Origin of the sequence: Erythrobacter litoralis HTCC2594, from assembly GCF_000013005.1 — a bacterium.
Lineage (GTDB): Bacteria > Pseudomonadota > Alphaproteobacteria > Sphingomonadales > Sphingomonadaceae > Parerythrobacter > Parerythrobacter litoralis_A.
Window position 1 is genome coordinate 1,921,324 of sequence record NC_007722.1, and the last position, 21,699, is coordinate 1,943,022.

Below are 21,699 nucleotides of genomic sequence, written 5' to 3' on the forward strand. Positions count from 1 at the left end.
CAACAGCGTAAGATGCAGGAATGGATGGCGGAGCGGGTGGGATTGTCCTGCGCTTCGCTCCGGACGTCTTCGCTACGCTACGACTCCGAACCCCGGGGCTACTTTCCGCTCCCGCGAACGCCAAAAGAGTCCGCCCGTTAGGATGGGCTATTGTGGCGGAGCGGGTGGGATTCGAACCCACGATACGGGGTTACCGTATACACACTTTCCAGGCGTGCGCCTTCGACCACTCGGCCACCGCTCCGTATGAACGCGCGCCTCTAGCCTTGGGTGCTTGCTGTTGCAAGCGGCTGTGCGTACCCCCTCGCCATGACCCGCACTTTTGGCACGGCCATAACGCTCGAAGAGATGGAAGCGCTCGGGATAGCGGCGCTCGACAAGCTGCCCGCCGAGTTCCGCGCGCAGATGGGCGATGTCGTATTCCAGGTGCAGGATTTCGCCGACGAGGAGACGTTGCGCGACCTCGGAATGGAGGATCCGTTCGAACTCACAGGCCTGTACGAGGGACACGCGCTGACCGAGCGCAGCATCGAAATGTCCGGCGCGCTGCCAACGCGCATCCGCCTGTTCCGCCGCCCGATCCTCGACGAATGGGCCGAGCGAGGGAACGAGACACTGGAACATCTCGTGGCGCATGTCGTGATCCACGAGGTCGGCCACTATTTCGGGCTCAGCGACGAGGACATGCACGCGCTGGAGGATATGGCGGGCTAGCCGCTTGAAATCGCCCGGCGCGATGGCACTATTCATGTCATGAGAAATGTCCTTGCTCTCGCTTGCAGCTTCGCGCTCGCCCTGCCCCTTGCCGCTCAGGATGAGCCTCCGCGCTCAAGCAGCGAAGGGGAAGCGCAACAAGAAACGCCCGCGCCGAGCCCGGGCCAGATCGTCGATGCCTCGTCGCAGGATGAGTGGGTGGTCATCGATCCAGAGGATTTGCTGGTGATGACGCTCGCGCCCCCGGATCGGGGTCCGGGGCAGGCTTCCGCCGAGGGCAATACGCGCGAAGTGGTGATCCAGTTGATGCCCGCGCCGTTCAGTCAAGGCTGGGTCAGCAACATTCGCACCCTCGCCCGCGCCGGGTGGTATGACGGGATCAGCGTCAACCGGGTGCAGGACAATTACGTCGTCCAGTGGGGCGATCCGAATTACGATAATCCCGAGGCGGAAGGGGAGGCAAAGCCGCTGCCGGAGGGGCTGAAGGTGATGGGGGAGGAAGAATACAGCGCAAACGGACGCATACTTTCTCAGCTGACCGTCTCCAACCTCGTCGCTAAGGAAAGACTCGAACCCGGAGCAGACTGGATCGCGCCGGATGTATCGGAAGTCGGCGATGAATATTCCGACCTGGTCGGCTTCCAGCGCGGATGGCCGGTAGCGTCGGGCTTAAGCAATAACAGCGCGCAGACATGGCCTATCCACTGCTATGGCATGGTCGGTGTCGGGCGCGGCTATTCACCTGACACTGGGTCGGGCGCGGAGCTCTACACCGTCATCGGTCATGCACCGCGGCACCTCGATCGCAATATCGCGCTCGTAGGGCGCATCATCGCCGGGATGGAGCATCTCTCCTCGCTCCCACGCGGCAAGGGCGCGCTGGGGTTCTACGCCGCCGACGAGATCGACAAGCGCACGCCGATCGTCTCGATCCGCGTCGCCAGCGCCCTGCCGGACGCGCAAGTCCCGCGCTTCGAATATCTCTCCACCGAGAGCGAGAGCTTCGCCAAATATGCCGAAGCCCGCGCCAACCGCCGCGATCCGTTCTTTATCCAGCCCGCTGGCGGCGCGGATATCTGCAATATCCCGGTGCCGATCCGGCCAGTTGCAGCAACCGAGTGACAGACACGCTTGCCCTCACCGCTCCGCTAACCCGCTGGCAGGGCGACCGGGGGACTTATCATCTCGTCGTGATCGAAGGCGACCATGCCGAAGCCATCGCCATGCATGCGCGGCTGCAGAAGCTCGAATACGGCACAAGGCGCGGCTTCGGCTCGGTCAAGGTGATGGCGCGCATCGGCGACACGCGCTGGAAGAGCTCGGTGTTTCCGCAGGACAAGCAATCGGAATGGATTCTGCTCGTCAGCAAGAAAGTGATGCGGGCTGAAGATCTTGCCGAGGGCGACCCTGTCACGCTCGAACTGGAGTTGCTCTAACCCCGCTCCGCATGCGCCACAGCGTCGCTTGCCCTGAGCGCACTCAGCATCCGGGTGAGATGCGCCAGGTCCTGCACCTCAAGGTCGATCTCGTAGCTTGTAAAAGGATGGTCGAGCGCAGTCTGCTGCAGACTCATCACATTGACGTGGTTCTTGGCGAAGATGCCGGCCATTTCCGCCAGCGTGCCGGGGCGATCGTAGAGCGTCACCCGCAAGCGCCCCACCGCACCGTGGCTGCGCTTGCCCCATTGCAGGTCGATCCAGTCGCTGTCGATGCCGCTGGCGAGCGTCAGGCAGTCGATCGTGTGGACCTCTACGCCCTCGCCCGTCTTGCGGGTGCCGACGATGCGGTCCCCCGGGACCGGGTGGCAACACTCGGCGAGCTTGAAGCCTACGCCGGGGGTCAGGCCGCGGATGGAGATCGCCTTGTCCCGTTTCGACCAGTCCGGCGCTTCGTCTTCGAAGTCGGCGGTGCAGCCGGGCACCAGCGCTTCCATCACGTCGCGATCCTCCACCTCCGCCGCGCCGATGGCGTACATCAGCTCTTCCGCATCGTGCATTTCCAGGCGTTTGACCGCTTCGCGAATGGCCTTCTTGCCGATCTTCGCGGGCACGCGGTCGGCAATTTCGTCGAACAGCTTGCCGCCCAGCTCGGCCACTTCGGCGCGTTCCTTGAGCCGCACGGCGCGGCGGATCGCGGCCCGCGCCTTGCCGGTCACGACGAAGCCCAGCCAGCTCATCTGCGGCTCGGCCTCGCTGCCCTTGATGATCTCCACCACGTCGCCATTGTTGAGCACCGTGCGTAGCGGCATGTGCCGCCCGTTGATCTTCGCACCGACTGTCTGGGCGCCCAGGTCCGTATGGACCGCAAAGGCGAAATCGACCGGCGTTGCGCCCTTGGGCAGTTGGAACAGCGCGCCTTTGGGCGTGAAGGCGAAGATACGATCCTGGTAGATCGCCATACGCGTGTGTTCGAGCAGCTCCTCGGCGTCGTGGCTGGCATCGACGATCTCGATCAGGTCGCGCAGCCAGCCGACCGAGCCGTCGGGCGTGTCGTTCTGCTTGTAGGCCCAGTGCGCCGCTAGGCCGAACTCATTGCGATGATGCATGTCACGGGTACGGATCTGTACCTCGACCCGCATCGAATTGTCGAAGATCAATGAAGTATGCAGGCTGCGATAGCCGTTGCTCTTGGGCGTCGAGATATAGTCTTTGAACCGGCCGGGAATGAACTGCCACGTCGTGTGCAGCATACCCATCGCGCGGTAGCAATCGCCGATGCTTTCGGTGATGATGCGGAAGGCGAAGATATCGGTCACCTGCTCGAAGCTCACGTGGCGCTCGGCCATCTTGCGCCAGATCGAATAGGGATGCTTTTCGCGGCCGGAGACTTCGACCTGCAGCCCCGCCTCGGCCAGCGCCTGCTTGATCTGCAACGCAATCGCATCGACCTGTCCGCCATCCTGCTTGCGGATTTGCTCGAGCCGGCCGGTGATGGTCTGGAATGCATCCGGCTCGAGCTGTTCGAAAGCGAGTGCCTGCATTTCGCGCATATATTCGTACATGCCGATCCGCTCGGCCAGCGGGGCATAGATATCCATCGTTTCGCGCGCGATCCGCTGGCGTTTTTCCGGATTCTTGATGAAATGAAGGGTGCGCATATTGTGCAGCCGGTCGCCCAGTTTCACCAGCAGCACGCGGATGTCTTCGCTCATCGCCAGCAGGAACTTGCGCAGGTTCTCCGCCGCTCGCTCGTTCTCCGGCATCTGCTCGATCTTGGAAAGCTTGGTCACCCCGTCGACAAGCCGCGCGACATCCTTGCCGAAATTGGCTTCGATATCCTCGATCGTCGCGAGCGTATCTTCCACGGTGTCGTGGAGCAGTGCGGTGATGATCGAATCCTGGTCCAGCTTGAGGTCCGTCATCAAGCCGGCAACTTCGACCGGGTGGCTGAAATAGGGATCACCGCTGGCGCGCTTCTGGCTGCCATGCTTCTGGACGGTATAGACATAGGCACGGTTGAGCAGCGCCTCGTCGGCATCAGGGTCGTATTCCTTGACCCGCTCGATCAATTCATATTGGCGCAGCATCTTCCCGCCTTCGAATGTGGCTCAATCGCGCGATATTGCAACGCAAAACGGCTTTTTGGTCCTATCGAAAGCAGATTGTGGCGCTATCGTCGCAGTGTTTCGCTTGTACGATGGGAGGGGGATCCATGCGGAATTGGGTTTTGGGAACGCTCGGCGCGGCGTCGCTGGCGCTGGGCGGTTGCAGCATCAACCAGAAGGCGCCGGTCACTGCCGAAGCGGAGATGTGCAATTTTGTGAAGCACTCGCTGGCAGTGGCAATACCCGATTCCAGCGCACCGGACGCGCAATTGTCCGAGTTTGCAGCGGAGATCGAGAAAACGCTGTCGAGCTATGACGAAACCAACCTTCAGCTCGAAGAAGAAAGCCCCCCTGAGACAGGTTCCGATGGGGAGGAAATCATCCTGCCCGGCGGCGTCCTCCCGCCCTTTCCGAAGCCTGCGCCGCGCGAATACACGCCTGCCAAGATGCTGTTCCTCTCCGGAGGCAGCGAACATGGTGCCTATGGCGCGGGCATCCTCAAAGGTTGGGGCGGCGACGGACGCATGCCAGAATTCCAGGTCGTGACCGGAATCAGCACCGGTTCGATCCTCTCCAGCTTTGCGTTCGTGGGCAAGGGCGATTTCGCCGCGGACGGCTATACGATCGACAGCGAGAAACAGCTGCTCAACGTCTACAGCGCGCCCAAGGACGGCAAGCCGGACATGGGCAATTTCCTCGACCTGCTGAAAAAGGGCGCTTTCGCGGACCTCATTCCGCTGCGCAACCGCGTCGAGGGTTTCCTGACGAAAGACTATACCGCCACCGATTGGGATGGCAGCGCCTACACTACCACGGTACTGCACGAGGTGGCTCGGCGACACATGGCCGGCAAGCGGCTGTTCGTCGGCGCGGTCGATGTCGACACCGGAATAGGCACAGCCTTCGACATGGGCGACATGGCGACCCGCTACGACACCGCCAGGATGCAGAGCAATACGGCAAAGGCGGAGAAATGGCTCGGCTGCTATGTCGAAGCGATCATCGCCTCATCCTCCACCCCGATGGCGGCGCCGCCGGTCTTCGTCGACAACACGATGTACATCGACGGCGGCGCGCGCTTCGGCCTGTTCGGCAACACCGTGATCCGCGCCGTCGGTGTCCACCACGAGAAGTACAAGGACCGGCATGAGAGCCATCCGGACCCGCATGTCTATGCGGTGATCGACGGGACGTTGCAGCTGCCCACGCCGGCCTGCCCCAAGGCCGATCCGGCAGAATGCAGCGGCGATCCGCCCGAATGGACCAGCAAGGGCGGCCACAAGGACTGGAACATCTTCAACCTGGCAATGCGCAGCGAGCGCATTCTGGTAAATCAGGTCTATCGCTTCAGTGCGGAATCGGTCGAGCAGGAGGCCTGCAACGGGCACGGCTGCTTCAATTTCCTGCGCATGGAGCCCGACCTCGCCGAATTCGGCATCGCGCTGCCTGCTCCGCTCAATGCGGGCCACACCGGCAAGCTGACCTGCGCCGAGTGGACTAGGGTGGACATCGAAACCGACAATCCGATCCAGTTTCACAAGCGCTACATGCGGTGCCTGATCAAATACGGTGAGAAGAAAGTGAAAGAGGCGGACTGGAAGAGCTGACGGCCAACCGTAGGCGCAGCGATTGAGTGCTTCAGCGGGCGCGCACAACCAGGTTTCCACCGTCGAGTGACACAGCGTAAAGAGCCAGCGCACCACAGCGGGACTGCGCTTCCTCGCCGGTTGCCAAGTCGAAGCGATAGCCGTGCCATGGACAGGTTATTCTTCCCTGCGCATCCACCTCTGCCTCATCCAGCGGACCGAGGGCATGGGGGCAACGCGCGGCGTGGGCGACCCAGCGACGCTCAATGTGCCGGACGAGGATCCGGGCGCCATCAATGCTCGCTTCGTGAACCCGGTCTCGGTCGAGATCGACCTCAGGCCCGAGGTCGACCTGCATCGGTCCCTCATCTTTTACCGCAGCCTTGCGCTCGTCAAGCGCCTGCTGCCGGCCCAGCATGAGCGCTTCGTCCTCGTCATAAAGCATCGCATATTGCGCTTGCAGGTAACCGAGGATCATCGCGCCTTGCTCGGGCGAAGCCGGTTGCTGCGGCGCGTAGAAACGCACGTCGACAGTGATGCCGCCTTCGTCGCGTGCGCTCGCCTGCGTATGGATCTGCGTGCCCTGCCCCGGCCCCTCGACCACGGTCGTCGCCCAGTAGTGCCGCGGTTCGTCGACCAGCAATTCGATCAATTGCTCGCCGCCACCATTGGGAAGCGCAGTCTTGCATCGCCAGCCCCAGGTACCGCTCTCGACCAATGCAATGTCGGCAAAGGACGAGGGATGGACGAAGGGCAGGTGCTCCCAATCGTGAGCATTCTCCATCATGCGCCGCAGGTTGACCGGAAGGGGCCGGAGATAATTGCCGAGATAGTGCAGAGCCTGCACGCTCTCATGGTCAACCTGGTTCGCGCGCCCGTCAAAAGCCGCCCGATCGCCTAACGAAATCTCTATCGCAGTCACACCCACACTGCCTCGGGCGGCAGGCTCATCAGGATCGCGTCAATATTGCCGCCGGTCTTGAGACCGAACAGCGTGCCGCGATCATAGACGAGGTTGAATTCGGCATAGCGGCCGCGCCATTCAAGCTGGGTCTGCTTGTCTTCCGGCGTGAAATCGCTTTCCATGCGCCGGCGGACGAGTTGCGGGAAGATATCGAGGAAGGCCTTGCCGACGTCCTGCGTGAAGGCGAAATTGCGCTCGAACGCGGCTGCATCGTCGCATTCGAGATGATCGTAAAATATCCCGCCGACCCCGCGGTGGACGCCGCGGTGGGGAATGAAGAAATAATCGTCCGCCCATTTCCTGAAGCGCTCGTAATAGGTCGGGTTGTGTGCCGCGCAGGCCGCGCGGAAGCGGGCGTGAAATTCCGCCGTGTCCTGCTCGTAGGGGATCGGGGGGTTGAGGTCCGCGCCGCCGCCGAACCAAGCCGCCTGCGTTGTCAGGAAGCGCGTGTTCATATGCACTGCTGGCACATGCGGATTGGCCATGTGCGCGACGAGGCTAATGCCGGTCGCCGTAAAGCCCGGATGCTCGACGCTCGCGCCGTTGATCGTCGCTGCGAATTCGGGCGCGAAGCTGCCGCGCACGGTCGAAACGTTGACCCCGACCTTCTCGAACACTTTGCCTTTCATCAGGCCCTGCACCCCGCCGCCGGGGTCGTCATTGCCCGCTTCCTCGCGGTCCCACGGCGTGTACTGGAATGCGGCGTCGGACCCGGCCTCACGCTCGATAGCCTCGAATTCGGCGCAGATCTGGTCGCGCAGGCTTTCGAACCACGCGCGCGCCTGTTCGGTCTGTGATGTCCAATCGGTCATACCACCCCCTTGCCAAACCGCATGAGTCGCGGCAAGTGAGGCGAATGGTTCCCGTTTCGTTCGCCGGTCAGGAAATGTTCCTGACACCCTCCAACGCGCTTTACTGGCCCGCCGAGAAGGCGTTGCTGGTGGCCGACCTGCATCTGGAGAAAGCGAGCTTCTACGCGCGGCACGGACAGATGCTGCCGCCTTACGACAGCCGCGAAACACTGGAGCGGGTGGCGAACGCGATCCGGATGACGGGCGCACGGCGAGTGATAACCCTGGGCGACAATTTCCACGATGTCGAAGGCACAGCCAGTCTCGAGCCTTATGCCGCAGGGATGCTGGAGGCTCTTACCCGCTCGATCGACTGGCTGTGGATCACCGGCAACCACGACGAGACCATGCACCGCACCTATGGCGGCGACTTGGCGGAAGAGCTCGAAATAGGCGGTATCGTTCTACGTCACATGGCCAAGCGCGGCGAGACCCGACCCGAGCTCTCCGGCCACTATCATCCCAAGCTGCGCCTGACCGTGCACCGGCGCCGTATCAGCCGCCCCTGCGCGGTGCGGGCCCAAAGCGACGGGACGGATCGCATGATCCTGCCCGCGTTCGGGACGCTCACGGGCGGGATGGACGCGGGCGATCCAGCGATCCTCAAGGCGCTGCAACCAGCAAGCGCAATCGACGCGCTGGTGCCGGTGCGAACGAGGCTCTCCACCTTCCCGCTCTGGCGCTGCGAAGCCACACGCGTCGCATAAATCGGGGCGAATGCCGCTTCCCCTTTGCGAATCCCTCGCGCGCGCCCTACATAGCGCGCAGTTCACTCGGCAATTTCAGGAGAAAGCCCCATAGCCCGTCCACCACGTCGTTCCATGCAGCCGCCGGTCAAGAGCGGTCCGCGATACGACAATTTCATCCAGTCGCCCAAGGTCCGTGTCATCGATGATGAAGGCGAAAACCTTGGTGTAATGTTCACAAAAGAAGCCATGGAACAGGCCCAGGAAAAGGGGCTGAATTTGGTTGAGGTCTCGCCGAACGCAGATCCGCCCGTGGCGAAGTTCCTCGATGTCGGAAAATATCGCTACGAGGCGCAGAAGAAAGCGAACCTCGCGCGCAAGACGCAGAAGACCCAGGACATCAAAGAGGTCAAAATGCGTCCCAACATCGACACGCACGATTACGACGTGAAGATGCGCAACGTGAACAAGTTCATCGAGAACGGCGACAAGGTGAAGGTGACGCTGCGTTTCCGGGGCCGCGAAATGGCACACCAGAACCTCGGCATGGACCTGCTCAACCGGGTCCGCGACGATGTCGAGGAGATCGCCAAGGTAGAAGCTTTCCCGCGTCTCGAAGGTCGGCAGATGCTGATGGTGCTGGCGCCCAAGTAAGGCGTCGGCAACCAAGCTCTTCGCTCTATTCTATCTCGAACCTTTCGACCGTGAACCGCGCGGGGCCGGTGGCATAGACCCCGTGGCCCCGCAGCGTGTTGGACCCGAAAACGAAGCCGACGCGGGCTGCTTCTTCCTTGGCGCGTTCGAAACTGGCGGGTTGCTCCCATGTGCGGGCACCCATCATCGATATCCACTCTTCGTCGAGGTCGATCGCGACCGTGTGCCTGCCCGGAGCCAGAAACGACAAGCGGTTGCCCGGCGCGTACCAGCGATAATGCGGCGTGCGCTTGTTCCAGCGATCGCCGGCTCGCTGGAAATAGAGTGACAGTGCTGCCGGCTCGTGAGGGCGTTCCTGCGACACGAAGCGGACGTTGCGGTCCGCATCGATCCGGTACGTAAGAATGATGCGGCGCGCGCCGGCCAGCGAACGAATTGGCACGGTCACGTAGTGGACATGGCCGGCATCCTTGGTGGAATGGGGAAAATCGAATGACGGGCCGCGGGGCGTCTCAAGCATCGTACGCGGCATATTGACCGAATAGTTGCGGCCCTTGATGACCGGGCCGATATCCCACTCATCCGCCGCCGGTCCGACCCCGGCAAAAACGGGAACGGCAATACAGGCGGCGATTGCGGCACTCACGGCTATCACGAACTTCTTCATGGTTTTACGACTAGGCAAATCGTGATTTCGAAGCGCTGAATGAACGCGCATGGAGTTGTTCAATTACCCGCAAATTCCCTCGCGTTTCCTATTCGCTCGCTGCTTTGCTAACATGCTGTCATCATTCTGTATTGCTCGGCTGTGACGCAACAGCGTGCCGTGACGGAGATGGCTCGATGAAATCCGCACTGAGACTGATCGCGATCAGCTTTTGCGCGTCCCTCGCTGCCGCCCTCTCTACCCCGCTTTCAGCGGATACCGCCGCCGTCGACACAGGCACGACTGCGCAATCCTCCAAAGCAGCATCGCCGCGAATCGACTATTCCTATTGGGACCAGGCGCTCAAGCATTTCGTCTACGAGATGGGACGTTCGGATCGCACGTCCGCCCGCACGGTGCAGCCCATCACCGGGACGCTGCTCGTCTACGGACACGAATCGCGGCTGCGACTCGAGGGCAATCGCGTTGCGTTCTCTTTTCTGGAGCCCGAGCAAATTGCCGCGATCAGCGCCTATCGGCGCGATCTCGAGCAAGTGGCAGCCTAGGTCGACATAGCCTCCCTGCCCCGCAATCGGCAGCTCGCCTACTGGTTCAACCTGCATAATGTGGCCGTGATCGAACAGATCGCGCAGGCCTATCCGGTCAAGCAGCCTTCTCGCATTACTATCGGCCCCGATGCGGTGCCGATGGACCAAGCCAAGTTCATCACCGTCGGCGGACGCAAGCTCAGCCCGCGCGACATCCGGACTCAGATCGTCTATCCGAACTGGCAGGACCCTCGTGTGATCTACGGCTTCTTCCGCGGCGAGATCGGCGGACCCTCAATCCTGAACGAAGCCTTCGCCGCCGACAATATCAACGCGCTTCTCGACGAAGCGGCGTACGATTTCGTCAATTCCCTGCGCGGCGCGGAGAAGCGCGGGCAGATACTGCATGTCTCGACGCTTTACGCGGAGGCGGGTACCACTCTGTTTCCCAACTTCCAGAACGATTTGCGCGCGCATTTGCTTGCCTACAGCACCGAGCGCGTGCGCCGCGAAATCGAGGGCACCCGATCGATCCAGCCGAGCATCTGGGAAGCGGATATTTCCGACCTCGCGGGGGCGGAGAAAGATCCCGAACTGAGCTACGTCGCCTTCAATCTCGATCCCCGCGACTGGGGTTTCAATCACCTCGATGCGCCGCTCGATATTCCCGGCGTCCCGCGCAATGTCGCGCGGCTGGTTCAGGAACGGAACGACAAGTTCCAGCGCATGATCCGCAAGGGCGATTTCCAGGGCCGCGTGATCGTGCTGCCCCAGGATTACGACCCAGGGGCGGAGATACAATAGCGCTCGCAGGACCTATTTGACCCGATCTGCGTGCCGTTTATCGATCGAAATTGTGCAACGGTAGAGCCGCCCTGTCGCCTTGCATCCCTCTCGATCATTGAATTTTTTCTATTTTCTCTTCATCCAAATTCCTCACTTCCCGTCTGTCGCCGTCGCACCCACCGAAAGGCCACGAGCATATGTCCCCCGCCCCCCGTTTCGCCCTTGGCTTTGCGCTGGCGCTTTCCGTAAGCGCACCGGCGCTGGCTCAATCCGATGGCGGAAGCGCATCGGCGACCGTCTCCACGGCCGAATTCGCGCGTTTCACCCCCGGTGCGCAAGCGGTCGACACTCGGCTCGACTATTCGATCTGGAACGAAGCGCTCGACTACATGGTCTTTCGCATGCGCAGCTCGGCGCGCGATGTTCCGCCGCCCATCCGCAGCACGCTTGGCACGCGCATGACCTATGGTCACGATTCGCTTTACCGGCTCGAAGGCAACCGAATTCTGTTCTCCTTCCTCGAGGATGAGATCAAGCAATCGCTGGTGACCTATCGCGAAGAGCTGGCGGAGCTTGCCGGCACGATCGATATCGCCGGCCTGCCCCGCAACGAACAACTCGCTTACTGGATCAACCTGCACAACGCGGCGGTGATTTCGAAGATCGCCGAGGAATATCCGGTGAAGGCCCCTGCGCGCATGAAGGTCGGACCGGAGGAGCTCCCGCTCGACGAGGCCAAGTTCATCACCGTCGCCGGCGTGGCCATGAGCCCGAAGGATATCCGTACCAAGATCGTCTATCCCAACTGGAAAGACCCGCGCGTCATCTACGGCTTTTTTCGCGGCGAGATCGGAGGGCCGTCGATCAATGACGAGGCCTTCACCGGCGCCAATGTCGGTCGGTTGCTTGACGAAAACGCGCGCGAATTCGTGAACAGCCTGCGCGGCGTAGAAAAGCGCGGCAACACGATGCATGTGTCGAAGATTTTCGAAGAAGCGCGACCGTACTTCTTCAACGATTGGGTGGGCGGCCTGCGGGCGCATGTGGGCAAATATGCGCGCGAGGATGTGACCGACATATTGCTCAAGACCGCAAGCGTCGAAGCAGATCTCTACGAGGAAGACATCAGCGACATGGCCAAGGGCGAGCGTCAACCGATCTACGCCGCGGGACAGGGCGTGGGGCGTGTGCCTCCCAATGTCGCCCGGCTGATCGGCGAATATCGCCAGAAGGTCCAGAAGCTCATCAAGCGCAAGGAATTGCAGCCAAAGGTGACCGTGATCGACATGAACAGCCCGACCGAAGAAGGCTACGTCGTCGAGTAATCACCCGGGCCGCTTGCCCTCTCTCCTGCCTACGGTAAGGCAGGGCGGAGGGGGGAATGCATGACTGCACAACGGATCGGATTTGTCATCGGCCTCGTCGGGCTGCTGACCGGCACCTTTGCGCCGACGCCGGAAGGCATGAGCCGCGAAGCATTCATCGTCGCCGGGCTGGTCGTGCTGATGGCGAGCTGGTGGATGACGGAGGCGCTGCCGCTGACCGCGACCGCGCTGATGCCGTTCCTGGTCCTGCCTTTTGCCGGTGTCTCGAATGCGCGCGACACGGCGGCGACCTATTATTCCCCGATCCTGTTCCTGCTGCTCGGCGGCGCCTTCATTGCGCTCGCCATCGAGCGAACCGGGCTGCACAAGCGCCTGAGCCTGGCAATCCTGCGCACGGTCGGTTCGAGCGGTGGACAGGCGCGGCTGCTCCTCGCCTTCATGATCAGCGCGGCACTGCTCTCGATGCTGATCTCGAACACTTCGACCAGCCTGATCATGATGCCGATGGCGCTGGCCGTGCTAGCTGGCGGAGGCATCGCCGCCGACGAGCGTGAGGGGCTGGCAGGTGCCCTGCCCATGGGGATCGCATTTGCTGCCAGTATCGGCGGGCTCGGCACGCTGGTCGGCTCGCCCACGAATGCCATTGCCGTCGGCCTGCTCGACCAGACGATCGGCGTGCAGATCACCTTTGCCGAGTGGACGCTCTACGGTCTTCCCGTGGTCATATGCGGCGTACCGATAGCCGCACTCATCATCTCGCGGTTCCAACAGGTTGCAGCGCATCCTTTCGATGTCGCAGGTGCCCGCGACGCCATCCGTGTGGGCGCCCAATGGTCGACTGCCGAACGACGGCTGGTGCCGGTCGTGGCGCTGACATTCCTGCTGTGGATGACGCGCCCGCTGCTCGCCGATTATCTTCCCGCAGGATCGCTGACCGACGGCACCATCGCCATCGCTGCCAGCCTCGCGCTATTCCTGCTGCCCGATGGCACAGGCCGCCCGCTGCTCGTCTGGAAGGAAGCCGACCGCGCACCGTGGGGCGTCATCATGATGTTCGGCGGTGGACTGGCGCTGGCTGCGGGCATGAGCGCGAGCGGGCTCGCCGAATGGCTCGGCAACGCGCTTCTTCCCCTTGGCGCAGTGCCCTTGTTCATAGTCGCGCTCGCCATCGTCGCCATGATGGTGCTGGTGACCGAATTCGCCAGCAACGTGGCTACCGCCAGCGCGATCATCCCCGTCGTCGCCAGCCTGATCGCCGTACTCGGCGCGGACCCGATCCTGCTCGCCATGCCCGCCGCGCTGGCCGCCAGCTGGGGTTTCATGCTGCCCGCTGGCACCGGGCCCAACGCGATCGCCTGGTCGACCGGCCACATCCGCATCGGCAACATGGTCAAGGCCGGACTGGTGCTGGACCTGATCGGCATCTTGCTCATCGTGCTGCTCGTGTGGGGCATGGCGAGCCTGTTCTAGAAAAAAAATTCTCTGCCCGCTGCATCCGATCGCACCGCGCGCGGGTAGCTGTTCCCCGGTACACATGAACCGGGGAGATAATGATGAAAAAACAAGCACTCTTGCTGGCGGGGGGCCTGTGCGTCGCTGCGGCGGCCGCGGTAGCACTGCTACCGGGCCAATCGCTTCGCACGGCCGATCACCTCGACCCTCCGGGACGCACCAGCCCCGATGCCGACAGCACCCCCGACCGCGCGGCCGACATTGCCGATATTCTGGCATGGGCGGAAGGCGGCAATCTCAACGTCATCGTAACCTTCGCAGGTCCGGCCGATCCCGATGCGCCGGCCACCTATGACCGCGATGTCCTCTACAAGGTCAACATCTCGACCGACGGCAACCCGCTGAATACCGAGAACGTCGTTCGCGTCCGCTTCGGCCAGGACGGACCCAATGAATTCGGCGTGCAGGCGACCGGGGTACCCGGTGCCAACACCTTGTCCGGACCGGTCAACACCGATCTCACGCGCAACGGGGCCACATTGCGCGCCGGCTTGTTCGACGATCCGTTCTTCTTCGACCTCCAAGGATTTATGGAGACGCTGCAGACCGGAGACCTCTCGATCCGCAACGACCGCGATTTCTTCGCCGGGCAGAATGACACCGCATTCGTCCTGCAGATCCCGCTCGATACGCTCAATGCGACCGGCAAGATTACCGTCTGGTCGGAAACGCTGCGCTTTGGAGGGAACATCTGATGGCTAATCGCACACCCATGAAAAGCATGATCGCAAGAGCCGTTGCTACCCTCGCTGTCGCCGTATCGCTCTCGGCATGCGGAAGCGATGAGACGGTAACAGTGGCACCGCCTATCGATACACCTGCACCGGCACCCACTCCGACCACCGGCACGCTCGACGTCGGAAAATGCCTGGCCCAAGTGGTTTTTCCTGATGGCACGACTGTACAGAATCTGGTTATACCGGACGTGCTGACAATCAATCCGAGCCTGCCGGCTGGCTTCCCCAATGGTCGCAAGCCGGCGGATCCCGTGATCGACATCACGCTGGCTGCCATCCTGCTCGATATCGATGCCGACGGCCAGAGCGCGGCGACCTTCGCCGGAATTCCGCTCAACCCACCTGCCAACGATGTCGCCTTCCCGAGCGGATTCCCGTTCCTGGCTCCGCCGCAGGGCAATCCACGGATTTCGGCGACGAGCGGCACGACCTTCAACTTCCGCACCGCGCCCGATACCGCCTACGAGCGTGTTGATCGCATGGGGTTCCCGGCGCTTTCGACCGCATTGGTCCCGAGCGCGCTGAAGATCCCGTATAATGACGCCTCGCCAGTCAATGATGCGAATGGTGAATTCGCGGGTCCGATCGTCGAGACGCTGACCGCGATCACCATGGCGTTACAGGATGATCTCAACCGTGCCGAGCTCAATCTCTGCGCTGATTGACGATCTCGAGTTGGGGGCAGGAGCCGCCCCATTCCTCCCCGGGGCGGCTCCGAACCCGCAAAGAGCAGGAACGCGAAATGAAACGTATTGCCGTCGCACTGGCTGTTGCGACCGTCGCCGTTATCGGAGTCGGATATGCGATCGAGGATCCGGTGCCGGAAGCGCGAGCTGCAGCGATGTCTCCCGCATTCGGGCCTGCCTCATTCGATGAAGCATTGCAGGCAACGGCGCGGCGAGTCGAAGAGAAAAGGCGGCTGCATAATGTCATGCCGGGTGAATGGTTGCGCACCGAGACCCTCGCGCTCGCGCTCATTGCGCGCCATCGACTTTCCGGCAATCCGGACGATCTCGCCGAAGCAGGCCGATTGCTTCGTAACAGTTTTTCCGGCCTCGAAGATCCTGCAGGTCCCAGCTTGACGCTCGCTCAACACGCCCTGATCGGGCACGATCTGCCAGCTGCGACTGAAGCGCTTGCGAAATTCGGACGGACTGCAGTGAAGCTTCCCCATGAACGTTCGACTGCGCTTGCTCTTACCGGCGATATCGCTTTCCAGCGTGGCGATCTCGCGGAGGCAGAACGTGCCTATGACGAAGCGGCCCGCCTGACACCTGGCTTCGCCACCGCGGCACGGCGCGCGAACCTGCAATTGTGGCGCGGCGAACCGGCGTCGGCTCTCGCAATTGCCGAACAGGGCATGCTCGAAAGCAGGATGCCGCCGCAGGATCATGCCCGAGCGGCGCTCCTTTTTGCGAATTTTGCGTATGCCGCAGGCGATCTCGACCTCGCAGGTCGTTGGGTCGAACGCGCAGGTGAAGTCTTTGCGGGTTACTGGCTGACAGAAGCCTATGCCGCCCAGCACAGGGCCGCGACAGGCGACATGGATGGCGCCATCGACGCACTCAAGGAACTCGCCCTGGCCACCGGTGAGCCCGAAGTCGTGGATACGCTCGTGGGGCTCTTGCTGCATGTCGGCAGGGATCAGGAGGCCCGCCGCTGGACCGTGCATGCGAGCGAATTATGGAACGCAAAGCTTGCGGAAAGCCGCGATGCCTATCGTCTGCATGCGGCGGAACACCATCTCGATTTCGGCGATCCCGCGCGCGCGCTGGCCCTGGCACGCGAAGAAGTCGCCAAGCGGCCTTTCGGCGAAGCGATAGAAGTGCTCGCCTCCGCTTACCTCGCCAACGACCGCCCCGCAGAAGCGCTCGAGTGGCTGGAAACCGCGGAAAGCAAAGGCTTTCGCGCCGTGTCGCTCGACATGGCCCGCGGCGAAGTGCTGGAAGCGCTCGGACACAACGCAGAGGCGGAGCGATTCTACGCACGTGCCGAAAAGCTTAATCCGGATGCGCGCGGGTCCATGCGCAAATTGCTGCGCTTCGGGCATTACTGATCATCTGGGAAACGGTTGAACCGAGGGCGCCGCTCGGGTAGCTACGCGCTGCTTTTGGCCCGTGGCGGAGAGGCGTTCCTGCGGAGGTTAGGAACGGGTGCCCCACCGGCCCGACCGGCTCCTGCCTTCCTGGGAGCATGCGGGCACCTCAATGCCCAGATTGGAAGGACCTGATCCCATGACCGACGCCGTCGACGCGACCGACCAGCCGACCCCGCGCCGCAATCCCAAACCCAAGGCGACCACGATCAATGGCCGTGAGATGAAGCCCAGCACGCTCATGATGGGCCACGGTTTCGATCCAGCGCTTTCGGAGGGCTCGCTCAAAAGCCCGATTTTCCTCACCAGCACCTTCGCCTTCGAGAACGCCGCGGCAGGCAAGCGCCATTTCGAACGCATCACCGGCCAGCGCCCGGGCGGTGCCGACGGCCTCGTCTATTCGCGCTTCAACGCGCCCAACCAGGAAATCCTCGAAGACCGGCTGGCGATCTGGGACGGCGCGGAAGAGGCGCTGAGCTTCTCCAGCGGGATGACCGCCATTGCTATACTGATGCTGGCGGCTTGCAAGGCCGGTGACGTGATCGTGCATTCCGGCCCGCTCTACGCCGCGTCTGAAGGCTTCGTCGCCAAGACGATGGCGAAATTCGGCGTCACCTATGTCGATTTTCCTGCCGGGGCGAGCCGCAAAGAGCTCGACGAAGTGATGCAGAAGGCCAAGGCGCAGGCCGAAGCGCAGGGCGGCGAAGTGCCGCTGATCTATCTCGAGAGCCCGGGCAATCCGACCAATGCGCTGGTCGATGTCGAAGCCGTACGCGATGCGCGCGATGCGCATTTCGATGCCGATCGCTGCCCGATTGCGATCGACAACACCTTCCTCGGCCCGCTCTGGCAGCGCCCGCTCGAACATGGCGCTGACCTGGTGGTCTATTCGCTGACGAAGTATGTCGGCGGTCATTCAGACCTGGTTGCGGGGAGTGTCGCGGGGAAGAAGCGCTTCATTGATGCAATCCGCGCGCTGCGCAATACGATGGGCGGGATCGCCGATCCCAACACCGCATGGATGCTGTGCCGCAGCCTCGAAACCGTGGAACTGCGAATGCAGCGGGCAGGCGAGAACGCAGAAAAGGTCTGCGCATTTCTCGCCCAGCACCCGAAGGTGGAAGGCCTTGGCTATCTGGGGATGATCAAGGACGATCGGCAGAAGGACATCTACGATCGGCACTGCCTCGGTGCGGGCAGCACTTTCTCGCTGTTCCTCAAGGGTGGCGAGGCCGAGTGTTTCCGCTTCCTCGACGCGCTCAAGGTCGCCAAGCTCGCGGTAAGCCTCGGCGGGACGGAGACCCTCGCCAGCCATCCGGCCAGCATGACACACCTCTCGGTTGCGCATGGCAGGCGGCAGGAGCTCGGCATCACGGACAGCCTCGTGCGGATCAGCATCGGCATCGAAGACGCGGACGACCTGATCGCCGATTTCGAACAGGCGCTCGAGGCGGTCTAAGTCTTTGCCCCTGTTCTCGTCATTGCGAGGCGACGCAGTCGCCGTGGCAATCCATGGCCAAACTTCTCAGCAAGTACTGTGTTGCCATGGATCGCCGCGTCGCTACGCTCCTCGCGATGACGATTGAATAGGGAAGGCGCTTGAATGCCACACACGGCAAAGATCCTGCTGCTCGGCTCGGGCGAGCTCGGACGCGAATTCGTCATCTCGGCCAAGCGGCTGGGCGCTTACGTGGTGGCCTGCGATGCCTATGCGGCCGCGCCAGCCATGCAGGTGGCGGATGCGAGCGAAGTGCTGTCCATGCTCGATGCCGACGCGCTGCGCGCAGTGGTAGCGAAACACCATCCCGATTATGTCGTGCCGGAGATCGAGGCGATCCGCACCGAGGTGCTGGCCGAGATCGAGGCGGATGGCTTCAATGTCGTACCCAGCGCCTATGCCACCCAAATGACGATGAACCGCGATGCCATCCGCGACCTTGCCGCGCAGGAACTGGGCATCACCACTTCGCGCTATCGCTATGCCAAGAACCTGGAGGAAGTGCGCGCCGCCGCCGAGTTCACCGGATACCCCTGCGTCATCAAACCGGTCATGTCCTCCAGCGGCAAGGGCCAGAGCACGGTCCGCTCTGCCGACAAGCTGGAAGAAGCGTGGGACTATGCCGTCGCCAACATGCGCGGCGACAGGAAGCGCGTGATCGTCGAGCAGTTCATCGACTTCGATTACGAGATCACGCTCCTCACCGTGCGCCACAAGGACGGTATCACGTTCTGCCCCCCGATTGGCCACCGCCAGGAGCGCGGCGATTATCGTGAAAGCTGGCAACCCGCGACCATGAGCAAGCCTGCCATTGCAGCAGCGCAGGAAATGGCGGAGAAAGTCGTCACCGCGCTGCAGGGCAATGGCAAGGGATTTGGGCTGTTCGGCGTGGAATTCTTCGTGAAGGGTGAGGAAGTCATTTTCTCCGAGCTGAGCCCGCGCCCGCACGATACCGGCATGGTGACCTCGGTCAGCCAGAACCTCAGCGAATTCGACCTGCATGCGCGCGCCATCATGGGATTGCACGTCCCCTCTGAGATCCTCGCGCGCCCGTCTGCCAGCGCCGTGATTCTCGCCGAGCAAGAGAGCGAGACAGTCAGCTATTCGGGCCTCGCCGCAGCAATGGAAGGCGGCGCCGACATCCGCATTTTCGGCAAGCCGAACACCCGCCCCTACCGGCGCATGGGCGTCGCTCTCGCGACGGGCGGCGATACCGATTATGCGCGCACCGCTGCGGTCGCTGCGGCTAACAAGCTGCACATTCACTACGGAGACTAGCGTCATGACCAAGCCCGTGTTTCTCGTGATCGGTGCCGGAGCGGGCATCGGCGGCCATGCAGCGAAGCGCTTCGCCAAAGGCGGCTATCACGCGGTGTTGGCGCGCCGGTCCGACGAGGAAGGCCTCGGGCGGCTGGTCCGGCAGATCGAAGAGGCAGGCGGCAGCGCGAGTGGCATGCTGCTCGACGTAAGCGACGACGGCACGATCGAAGACCTGGTCGAGCGCATCGAGACCGATGTCGGACCCATCGACACCGCGCTCTACAATCTCGGCGCGCAAATCGGGAATCGCCCCCTGAGCGATACGCCGCACCGCACCTTCGAACTCGGCTGGCGTCTCGGCTGCTTCGGCCTGTTCCGTCTCGCCCATGCTGTATTGCCGCATATGGTCGAGCGCGGAAAAGGGACCTTATTGGTCACCAGCGCCACCGCAGCCGTGCGCGGCAATGCGGGGCAGCACAGCCATGCCGCCGCGATGGGCGGTCGCCGCATGCTGTGCCAGACCCTCAACGCCGAATTCGCTCCGCAGGGCGTGCATGTCGCGCATGTCGTGGTCGACGGCTCGGTCGATGCGCCCGACACGCTGGGCAAACTTCTCGGCGACAAGTTCGAAGCCTACAAGGCGCACAAGGGCGAGGACGGGGTGATCGACCCGGCGAACCTCGCGGATACCTATTGGCACCTCGCCCAGCAGCCGCGCAATTGCTGGACCCACGAACTCGACGTGCGACCGTTTACCGACGTGCCATGGTGGAACGACAACCCGCCGGCGGCGATCGATACGAAGGCGAAGAAATAGGGGCGGCTACCCCTTCCACTCGCGTCGTTCTTCGGCCGCCTTGAGCACTTCGTACGACAGTTGCAGCTTCTGAAATTCCTCCGCCGCTTCCTTGTCGCCCGGCTTTACGTCGGGATGCACGGCCTTGGCCTTGACCCGATAGGCTTTCTTGACTGCGGCGAAATCGGCGTCGGCTTCGAGTTCCAGCACATCCAGCGCGCGCATTTCATCGGCGGAACGGCTGCCGTCGCCTGATCCGGCCCAGCCATAGTGGGAGGCTTCGGCATAGCCGGCACTTTCGGCCTGTTCGCTCTTGGCGCGGGCGGCTTTCTCGGCCTTGTCGAGGCCTTCGAAATAATCCCATTTGCGATTGTATTCCGCCGCGTGCGACTGGCAGAACATCCACCGTTCCGGGCTGTTCGGCGCCTTGGGCGCGGGGCAATCGCCCGGCTCTTCGCAGCCATGCCGGTCGCAAATGCGGACATTCGTCGCTTCGCGCGAGCCGCCGTAAGGGCGCCAGCGGGGAAAGCCCCAATCGTCGGAGCGGCGCGCCTTAGGCACGACGAGGAAATGCTGTTGGTCGGGAAGACATCGCGGTCAGTCTAGGCCTTCTTGTGCTTCCTGCCAATGTCGGGAACCAGTTTCATACTGAAATGTTGCATTGCAACAGATCGTTCACCTCTCGGCGCTAGGTAGCGTCGCTCCCCAGGAACCGAAGATAGCACGATGAACCGCCCGATGAGCCAGCAACTGACCTTTTCCGCCAGCGTCTGCGCGCTGACCATGGCGCTGTTCGCGCTCGCCAGTTCGCCGGCGTTCAATGCTTCGGGTTCGGGTTCGGGCGCGACTGCTGCGCAGCCGATCACGGTGACGGCCTTTACCCAGCGTTGAGGCTAGGAAGGGCTCCGCGGCAAGCGAAGCCCCTCCCCGACAATCAGTTGATGACGACCGTCACCGCGCGGCGGTTCTGCGCCCATGCCTCGGGTGTGGAAGCGGTTGCGACCGGGCGCTCCTCACCGTAACTCACCGTCGAAATGCGGGTCGCCGGAATGCCCAGGCTGACAAGATAGTTCTTGGCCGCATTGGCGCGACGCTCGCCCAGCGCGAGGTTGTAATCGCGGGTGCCGCGTTCGTCGGCATGCCCTTCGATCGTGACGGTAACATTCGGGTACTGGCTGAGATACTGCGCCTGCGTCTGCAGGGCGGCGGCATCGGCGCTGTCGATGTTGAACCGGTCGGTGTCGAAATAGATGATGTTCTGCCCGTTCACCGCGCGTACGAAGTGCTCCTGCGTACCCACTGCCGGGCCGGCCGGGGTCGTCGGCGTTGTCGGCGCCGTCGCGACCGGGCCCGGATCGGGCGGCAGTTCGTCGGGCGCGGTGGTCTTGCAGGCGGCAAGGCTGGCAGTCCCGGCCAGCATCATAACTGCAGCGAATTTGGTATTCATGGCTAGTTCCTCACCAATATAGATTGCCCTGTTTGTGCGGCACGACCCGC

General features: G+C 62.6%; 23 protein-coding genes and 1 tRNA gene. 17 read left to right on the forward strand and 7 right to left on the reverse strand.

Translation table 11 applies throughout. The features are described from left to right. Window positions 1-153: 153 nt before the first annotated feature. Window positions 154-244: transfer RNA gene (locus tag EL2594_RS09270), tRNA-Ser, on the reverse strand. Window positions 245-309: 65 nt separating this feature from the next. Here EL2594_RS09270 and EL2594_RS09275 point away from each other — a divergent pair. Genes EL2594_RS09275 through EL2594_RS09285 form a run of 3 tightly spaced genes read left to right on the forward strand, consistent with a single transcriptional unit; the run spans window position 310 to window position 2,150 of the window. Beyond that, window positions 310-714, forward strand: coding sequence for a metallopeptidase family protein (locus tag EL2594_RS09275; protein WP_011414798.1), 405 nt, complete (start codon window positions 310-312; stop codon window positions 712-714). Between the two features lie 39 nt (window positions 715-753). Then, a complete protein-coding gene (locus EL2594_RS09280; protein WP_011414799.1) occupies window positions 754-1,836 on the forward strand; it encodes a peptidylprolyl isomerase in 1,083 nt (360 codons plus the stop codon). Next, window positions 1,833-2,150: a DUF1905 domain-containing protein gene (locus tag EL2594_RS09285; protein WP_011414800.1), complete on the forward strand. Its 318-nt coding sequence runs from the start codon at window positions 1,833-1,835 to the stop codon at window positions 2,148-2,150. The genes EL2594_RS09280 and EL2594_RS09285 overlap by 4 nt, the downstream gene beginning before the upstream one ends. On the opposite strand, the gene EL2594_RS09290 is transcribed toward EL2594_RS09285, so the two are convergent. Further along, window positions 2,147-4,240 (reverse strand): RelA/SpoT family protein, encoded by a 2,094-nt coding sequence (locus EL2594_RS09290; protein ID WP_011414801.1) that lies wholly within the window; start codon window positions 4,238-4,240, stop codon window positions 2,147-2,149. The two genes, EL2594_RS09285 and EL2594_RS09290, sit on opposite strands and share 4 nt — an antisense overlap. A 125-nt stretch (window positions 4,241-4,365) precedes the next feature. On the opposite strand from EL2594_RS09290, the gene EL2594_RS09295 reads away from it, so the two are divergent. Beyond that, window positions 4,366-5,865 carry a patatin-like phospholipase family protein gene (locus EL2594_RS09295; protein WP_011414802.1) on the forward strand — a complete coding sequence of 500 codons (1,500 nt, stop codon included), beginning with the start codon at window positions 4,366-4,368 and terminating at the stop codon, window positions 5,863-5,865. A 31-nt stretch (window positions 5,866-5,896) separates the two neighbouring features. Here EL2594_RS09295 and EL2594_RS14925 read toward each other — a convergent pair whose 3' ends face one another. Then, complete coding sequence (locus EL2594_RS14925) at window positions 5,897-6,691, reverse strand: Rieske (2Fe-2S) protein (RefSeq protein WP_155806025.1); 795 nt, start codon at window positions 6,689-6,691, stop codon at window positions 5,897-5,899. 71 nt (window positions 6,692-6,762) lie between these two features. After that, window positions 6,763-7,620: an oxygen-dependent coproporphyrinogen oxidase gene (gene hemF / locus EL2594_RS09305; protein ID WP_011414804.1), complete on the reverse strand. Its 858-nt coding sequence runs from the start codon at window positions 7,618-7,620 to the stop codon at window positions 6,763-6,765. 44 nt (window positions 7,621-7,664) lie between these two features. Between hemF and pdeM the strand changes: the two genes are divergently transcribed. Further along, complete coding sequence (gene pdeM, locus EL2594_RS09310; RefSeq protein ID WP_011414805.1) at window positions 7,665-8,366, forward strand: ligase-associated DNA damage response endonuclease PdeM; 702 nt, start codon at window positions 7,665-7,667, stop codon at window positions 8,364-8,366. 114 nt (window positions 8,367-8,480) lie between these two features. Continuing rightward, window positions 8,481-8,999 carry a translation initiation factor IF-3 gene (gene infC / locus EL2594_RS09315; RefSeq protein ID WP_011414806.1) on the forward strand — a complete coding sequence of 173 codons (519 nt, stop codon included), beginning with the start codon at window positions 8,481-8,483 and terminating at the stop codon, window positions 8,997-8,999. A 25-nt stretch (window positions 9,000-9,024) separates the two neighbouring features. Here the strand turns inward: infC and EL2594_RS09320 are convergent, their stop codons facing one another. Beyond that, a complete protein-coding gene (locus EL2594_RS09320) occupies window positions 9,025-9,666 on the reverse strand; it encodes a hypothetical protein (RefSeq protein ID WP_011414807.1) in 642 nt (213 codons plus the stop codon). 176 nt (window positions 9,667-9,842) lie between these two features. Here EL2594_RS09320 and EL2594_RS09325 point away from each other — a divergent pair, with 176 nt between their 5' ends. The 10 genes from EL2594_RS09325 to EL2594_RS09370 all read left to right on the forward strand — a co-directional run bounded on the left by EL2594_RS09325 (window position 9,843) and on the right by EL2594_RS09370 (window position 20,223). Continuing rightward, window positions 9,843-10,211 (forward strand): hypothetical protein, encoded by a 369-nt coding sequence (locus tag EL2594_RS09325; protein ID WP_011414808.1) that lies wholly within the window; start codon window positions 9,843-9,845, stop codon window positions 10,209-10,211. A 15-nt stretch (window positions 10,212-10,226) separates the two neighbouring features. After that, window positions 10,227-10,997, forward strand: a complete 771-nt coding sequence (locus tag EL2594_RS09330) for a DUF547 domain-containing protein (RefSeq protein WP_267878790.1) — start codon at window positions 10,227-10,229, stop codon at window positions 10,995-10,997. Window positions 10,998-11,176: 179 nt separating this feature from the next. Next, window positions 11,177-12,304, forward strand: coding sequence for a DUF547 domain-containing protein (locus tag EL2594_RS09335; RefSeq protein WP_011414810.1), 1,128 nt, complete (start codon window positions 11,177-11,179; stop codon window positions 12,302-12,304). 60 nt (window positions 12,305-12,364) lie between these two features. After that, entirely contained in the window at window positions 12,365-13,774 is a 1,410-nt protein-coding gene (locus tag EL2594_RS09340) for an SLC13 family permease (RefSeq protein ID WP_011414811.1), read from the forward strand. An 83-nt stretch (window positions 13,775-13,857) separates the two neighbouring features. Continuing rightward, the gene (locus tag EL2594_RS09345) at window positions 13,858-14,511 is read left to right on the forward strand and encodes a DUF4331 family protein (RefSeq protein ID WP_196793193.1); all 654 of its coding nucleotides are present in this window, start codon (window positions 13,858-13,860) and stop codon (window positions 14,509-14,511) included. 17 nt (window positions 14,512-14,528) lie between these two features. Continuing rightward, window positions 14,529-15,218: a DUF4331 family protein gene (locus tag EL2594_RS09350; protein WP_049762469.1), complete on the forward strand. Its 690-nt coding sequence runs from the start codon at window positions 14,529-14,531 to the stop codon at window positions 15,216-15,218. 77 nt (window positions 15,219-15,295) lie between these two features. After that, complete coding sequence (locus tag EL2594_RS09355) at window positions 15,296-16,609, forward strand: tetratricopeptide repeat protein (protein ID WP_011414814.1); 1,314 nt, start codon at window positions 15,296-15,298, stop codon at window positions 16,607-16,609. Window positions 16,610-16,787: 178 nt separating this feature from the next. Beyond that, window positions 16,788-18,107, forward strand: a complete 1,320-nt coding sequence (locus EL2594_RS09360; protein WP_011414815.1) for a cystathionine gamma-synthase family protein — start codon at window positions 16,788-16,790, stop codon at window positions 18,105-18,107. Window positions 18,108-18,251: 144 nt separating this feature from the next. After that, window positions 18,252-19,424 carry a formate-dependent phosphoribosylglycinamide formyltransferase gene (purT, locus tag EL2594_RS09365; RefSeq protein WP_011414816.1) on the forward strand — a complete coding sequence of 391 codons (1,173 nt, stop codon included), beginning with the start codon at window positions 18,252-18,254 and terminating at the stop codon, window positions 19,422-19,424. Between the two features lie 4 nt (window positions 19,425-19,428). Beyond that, complete coding sequence (locus tag EL2594_RS09370) at window positions 19,429-20,223, forward strand: SDR family NAD(P)-dependent oxidoreductase (protein WP_011414817.1); 795 nt, start codon at window positions 19,429-19,431, stop codon at window positions 20,221-20,223. Between the two features lie 6 nt (window positions 20,224-20,229). Here EL2594_RS09370 and EL2594_RS09375 read toward each other — a convergent pair whose 3' ends face one another. Next, window positions 20,230-20,763, reverse strand: a complete 534-nt coding sequence (locus EL2594_RS09375; RefSeq protein WP_011414818.1) for a J domain-containing protein — start codon at window positions 20,761-20,763, stop codon at window positions 20,230-20,232. 165 nt (window positions 20,764-20,928) lie between these two features. Between EL2594_RS09375 and EL2594_RS15355 the strand changes: the two genes are divergently transcribed. Further along, window positions 20,929-21,093 (forward strand): hypothetical protein, encoded by a 165-nt coding sequence (locus EL2594_RS15355; RefSeq protein ID WP_011414819.1) that lies wholly within the window; start codon window positions 20,929-20,931, stop codon window positions 21,091-21,093. 43 nt (window positions 21,094-21,136) lie between these two features. Here the strand turns inward: EL2594_RS15355 and pal are convergent, their stop codons facing one another. Beyond that, a complete protein-coding gene (gene pal, locus EL2594_RS09380; RefSeq protein WP_011414820.1) occupies window positions 21,137-21,649 on the reverse strand; it encodes a peptidoglycan-associated lipoprotein Pal in 513 nt (170 codons plus the stop codon). Window positions 21,650-21,699 lie beyond the last annotated feature (50 nt).

Coding starts and splice junctions, on each gene's coding strand:
- purT (WP_011414816.1), top strand. CDS start 18,252: ATGCCACACACGGCAAAGATCCTGCTGCTCGGCTCGGGCGAGCTCGGA.
- EL2594_RS09320 (WP_011414807.1), bottom strand. CDS start 9,666: ATGAAGAAGTTCGTGATAGCCGTGAGTGCCGCAATCGCCGCCTGTATT.
- EL2594_RS09360 (WP_011414815.1), top strand. CDS start 16,788: ATGACCGACGCCGTCGACGCGACCGACCAGCCGACCCCGCGCCGCAAT.
- EL2594_RS09325 (WP_011414808.1), top strand. CDS start 9,843: ATGAAATCCGCACTGAGACTGATCGCGATCAGCTTTTGCGCGTCCCTC.
- EL2594_RS09340 (WP_011414811.1), top strand. CDS start 12,365: ATGACTGCACAACGGATCGGATTTGTCATCGGCCTCGTCGGGCTGCTG.
- EL2594_RS15355 (WP_011414819.1), top strand. CDS start 20,929: ATGAACCGCCCGATGAGCCAGCAACTGACCTTTTCCGCCAGCGTCTGC.
- EL2594_RS09335 (WP_011414810.1), top strand. CDS start 11,177: ATGTCCCCCGCCCCCCGTTTCGCCCTTGGCTTTGCGCTGGCGCTTTCC.
- pdeM (WP_011414805.1), top strand. CDS start 7,665: ATGGTTCCCGTTTCGTTCGCCGGTCAGGAAATGTTCCTGACACCCTCC.
- EL2594_RS09295 (WP_011414802.1), top strand. CDS start 4,366: ATGCGGAATTGGGTTTTGGGAACGCTCGGCGCGGCGTCGCTGGCGCTG.
- hemF (WP_011414804.1), bottom strand. CDS start 7,620: ATGACCGATTGGACATCACAGACCGAACAGGCGCGCGCGTGGTTCGAA.
- EL2594_RS09355 (WP_011414814.1), top strand. CDS start 15,296: ATGAAACGTATTGCCGTCGCACTGGCTGTTGCGACCGTCGCCGTTATC.
- EL2594_RS09280 (WP_011414799.1), top strand. CDS start 754: ATGAGAAATGTCCTTGCTCTCGCTTGCAGCTTCGCGCTCGCCCTGCCC.
- pal (WP_011414820.1), bottom strand. CDS start 21,649: ATGAATACCAAATTCGCTGCAGTTATGATGCTGGCCGGGACTGCCAGC.
- infC (WP_011414806.1), top strand. CDS start 8,481: ATGCAGCCGCCGGTCAAGAGCGGTCCGCGATACGACAATTTCATCCAG.
- EL2594_RS09275 (WP_011414798.1), top strand. CDS start 310: ATGACCCGCACTTTTGGCACGGCCATAACGCTCGAAGAGATGGAAGCG.
- EL2594_RS09350 (WP_049762469.1), top strand. CDS start 14,529: ATGAAAAGCATGATCGCAAGAGCCGTTGCTACCCTCGCTGTCGCCGTA.
- EL2594_RS09345 (WP_196793193.1), top strand. CDS start 13,858: ATGAAAAAACAAGCACTCTTGCTGGCGGGGGGCCTGTGCGTCGCTGCG.
- EL2594_RS09370 (WP_011414817.1), top strand. CDS start 19,429: ATGACCAAGCCCGTGTTTCTCGTGATCGGTGCCGGAGCGGGCATCGGC.
- EL2594_RS09290 (WP_011414801.1), bottom strand. CDS start 4,240: ATGCTGCGCCAATATGAATTGATCGAGCGGGTCAAGGAATACGACCCT.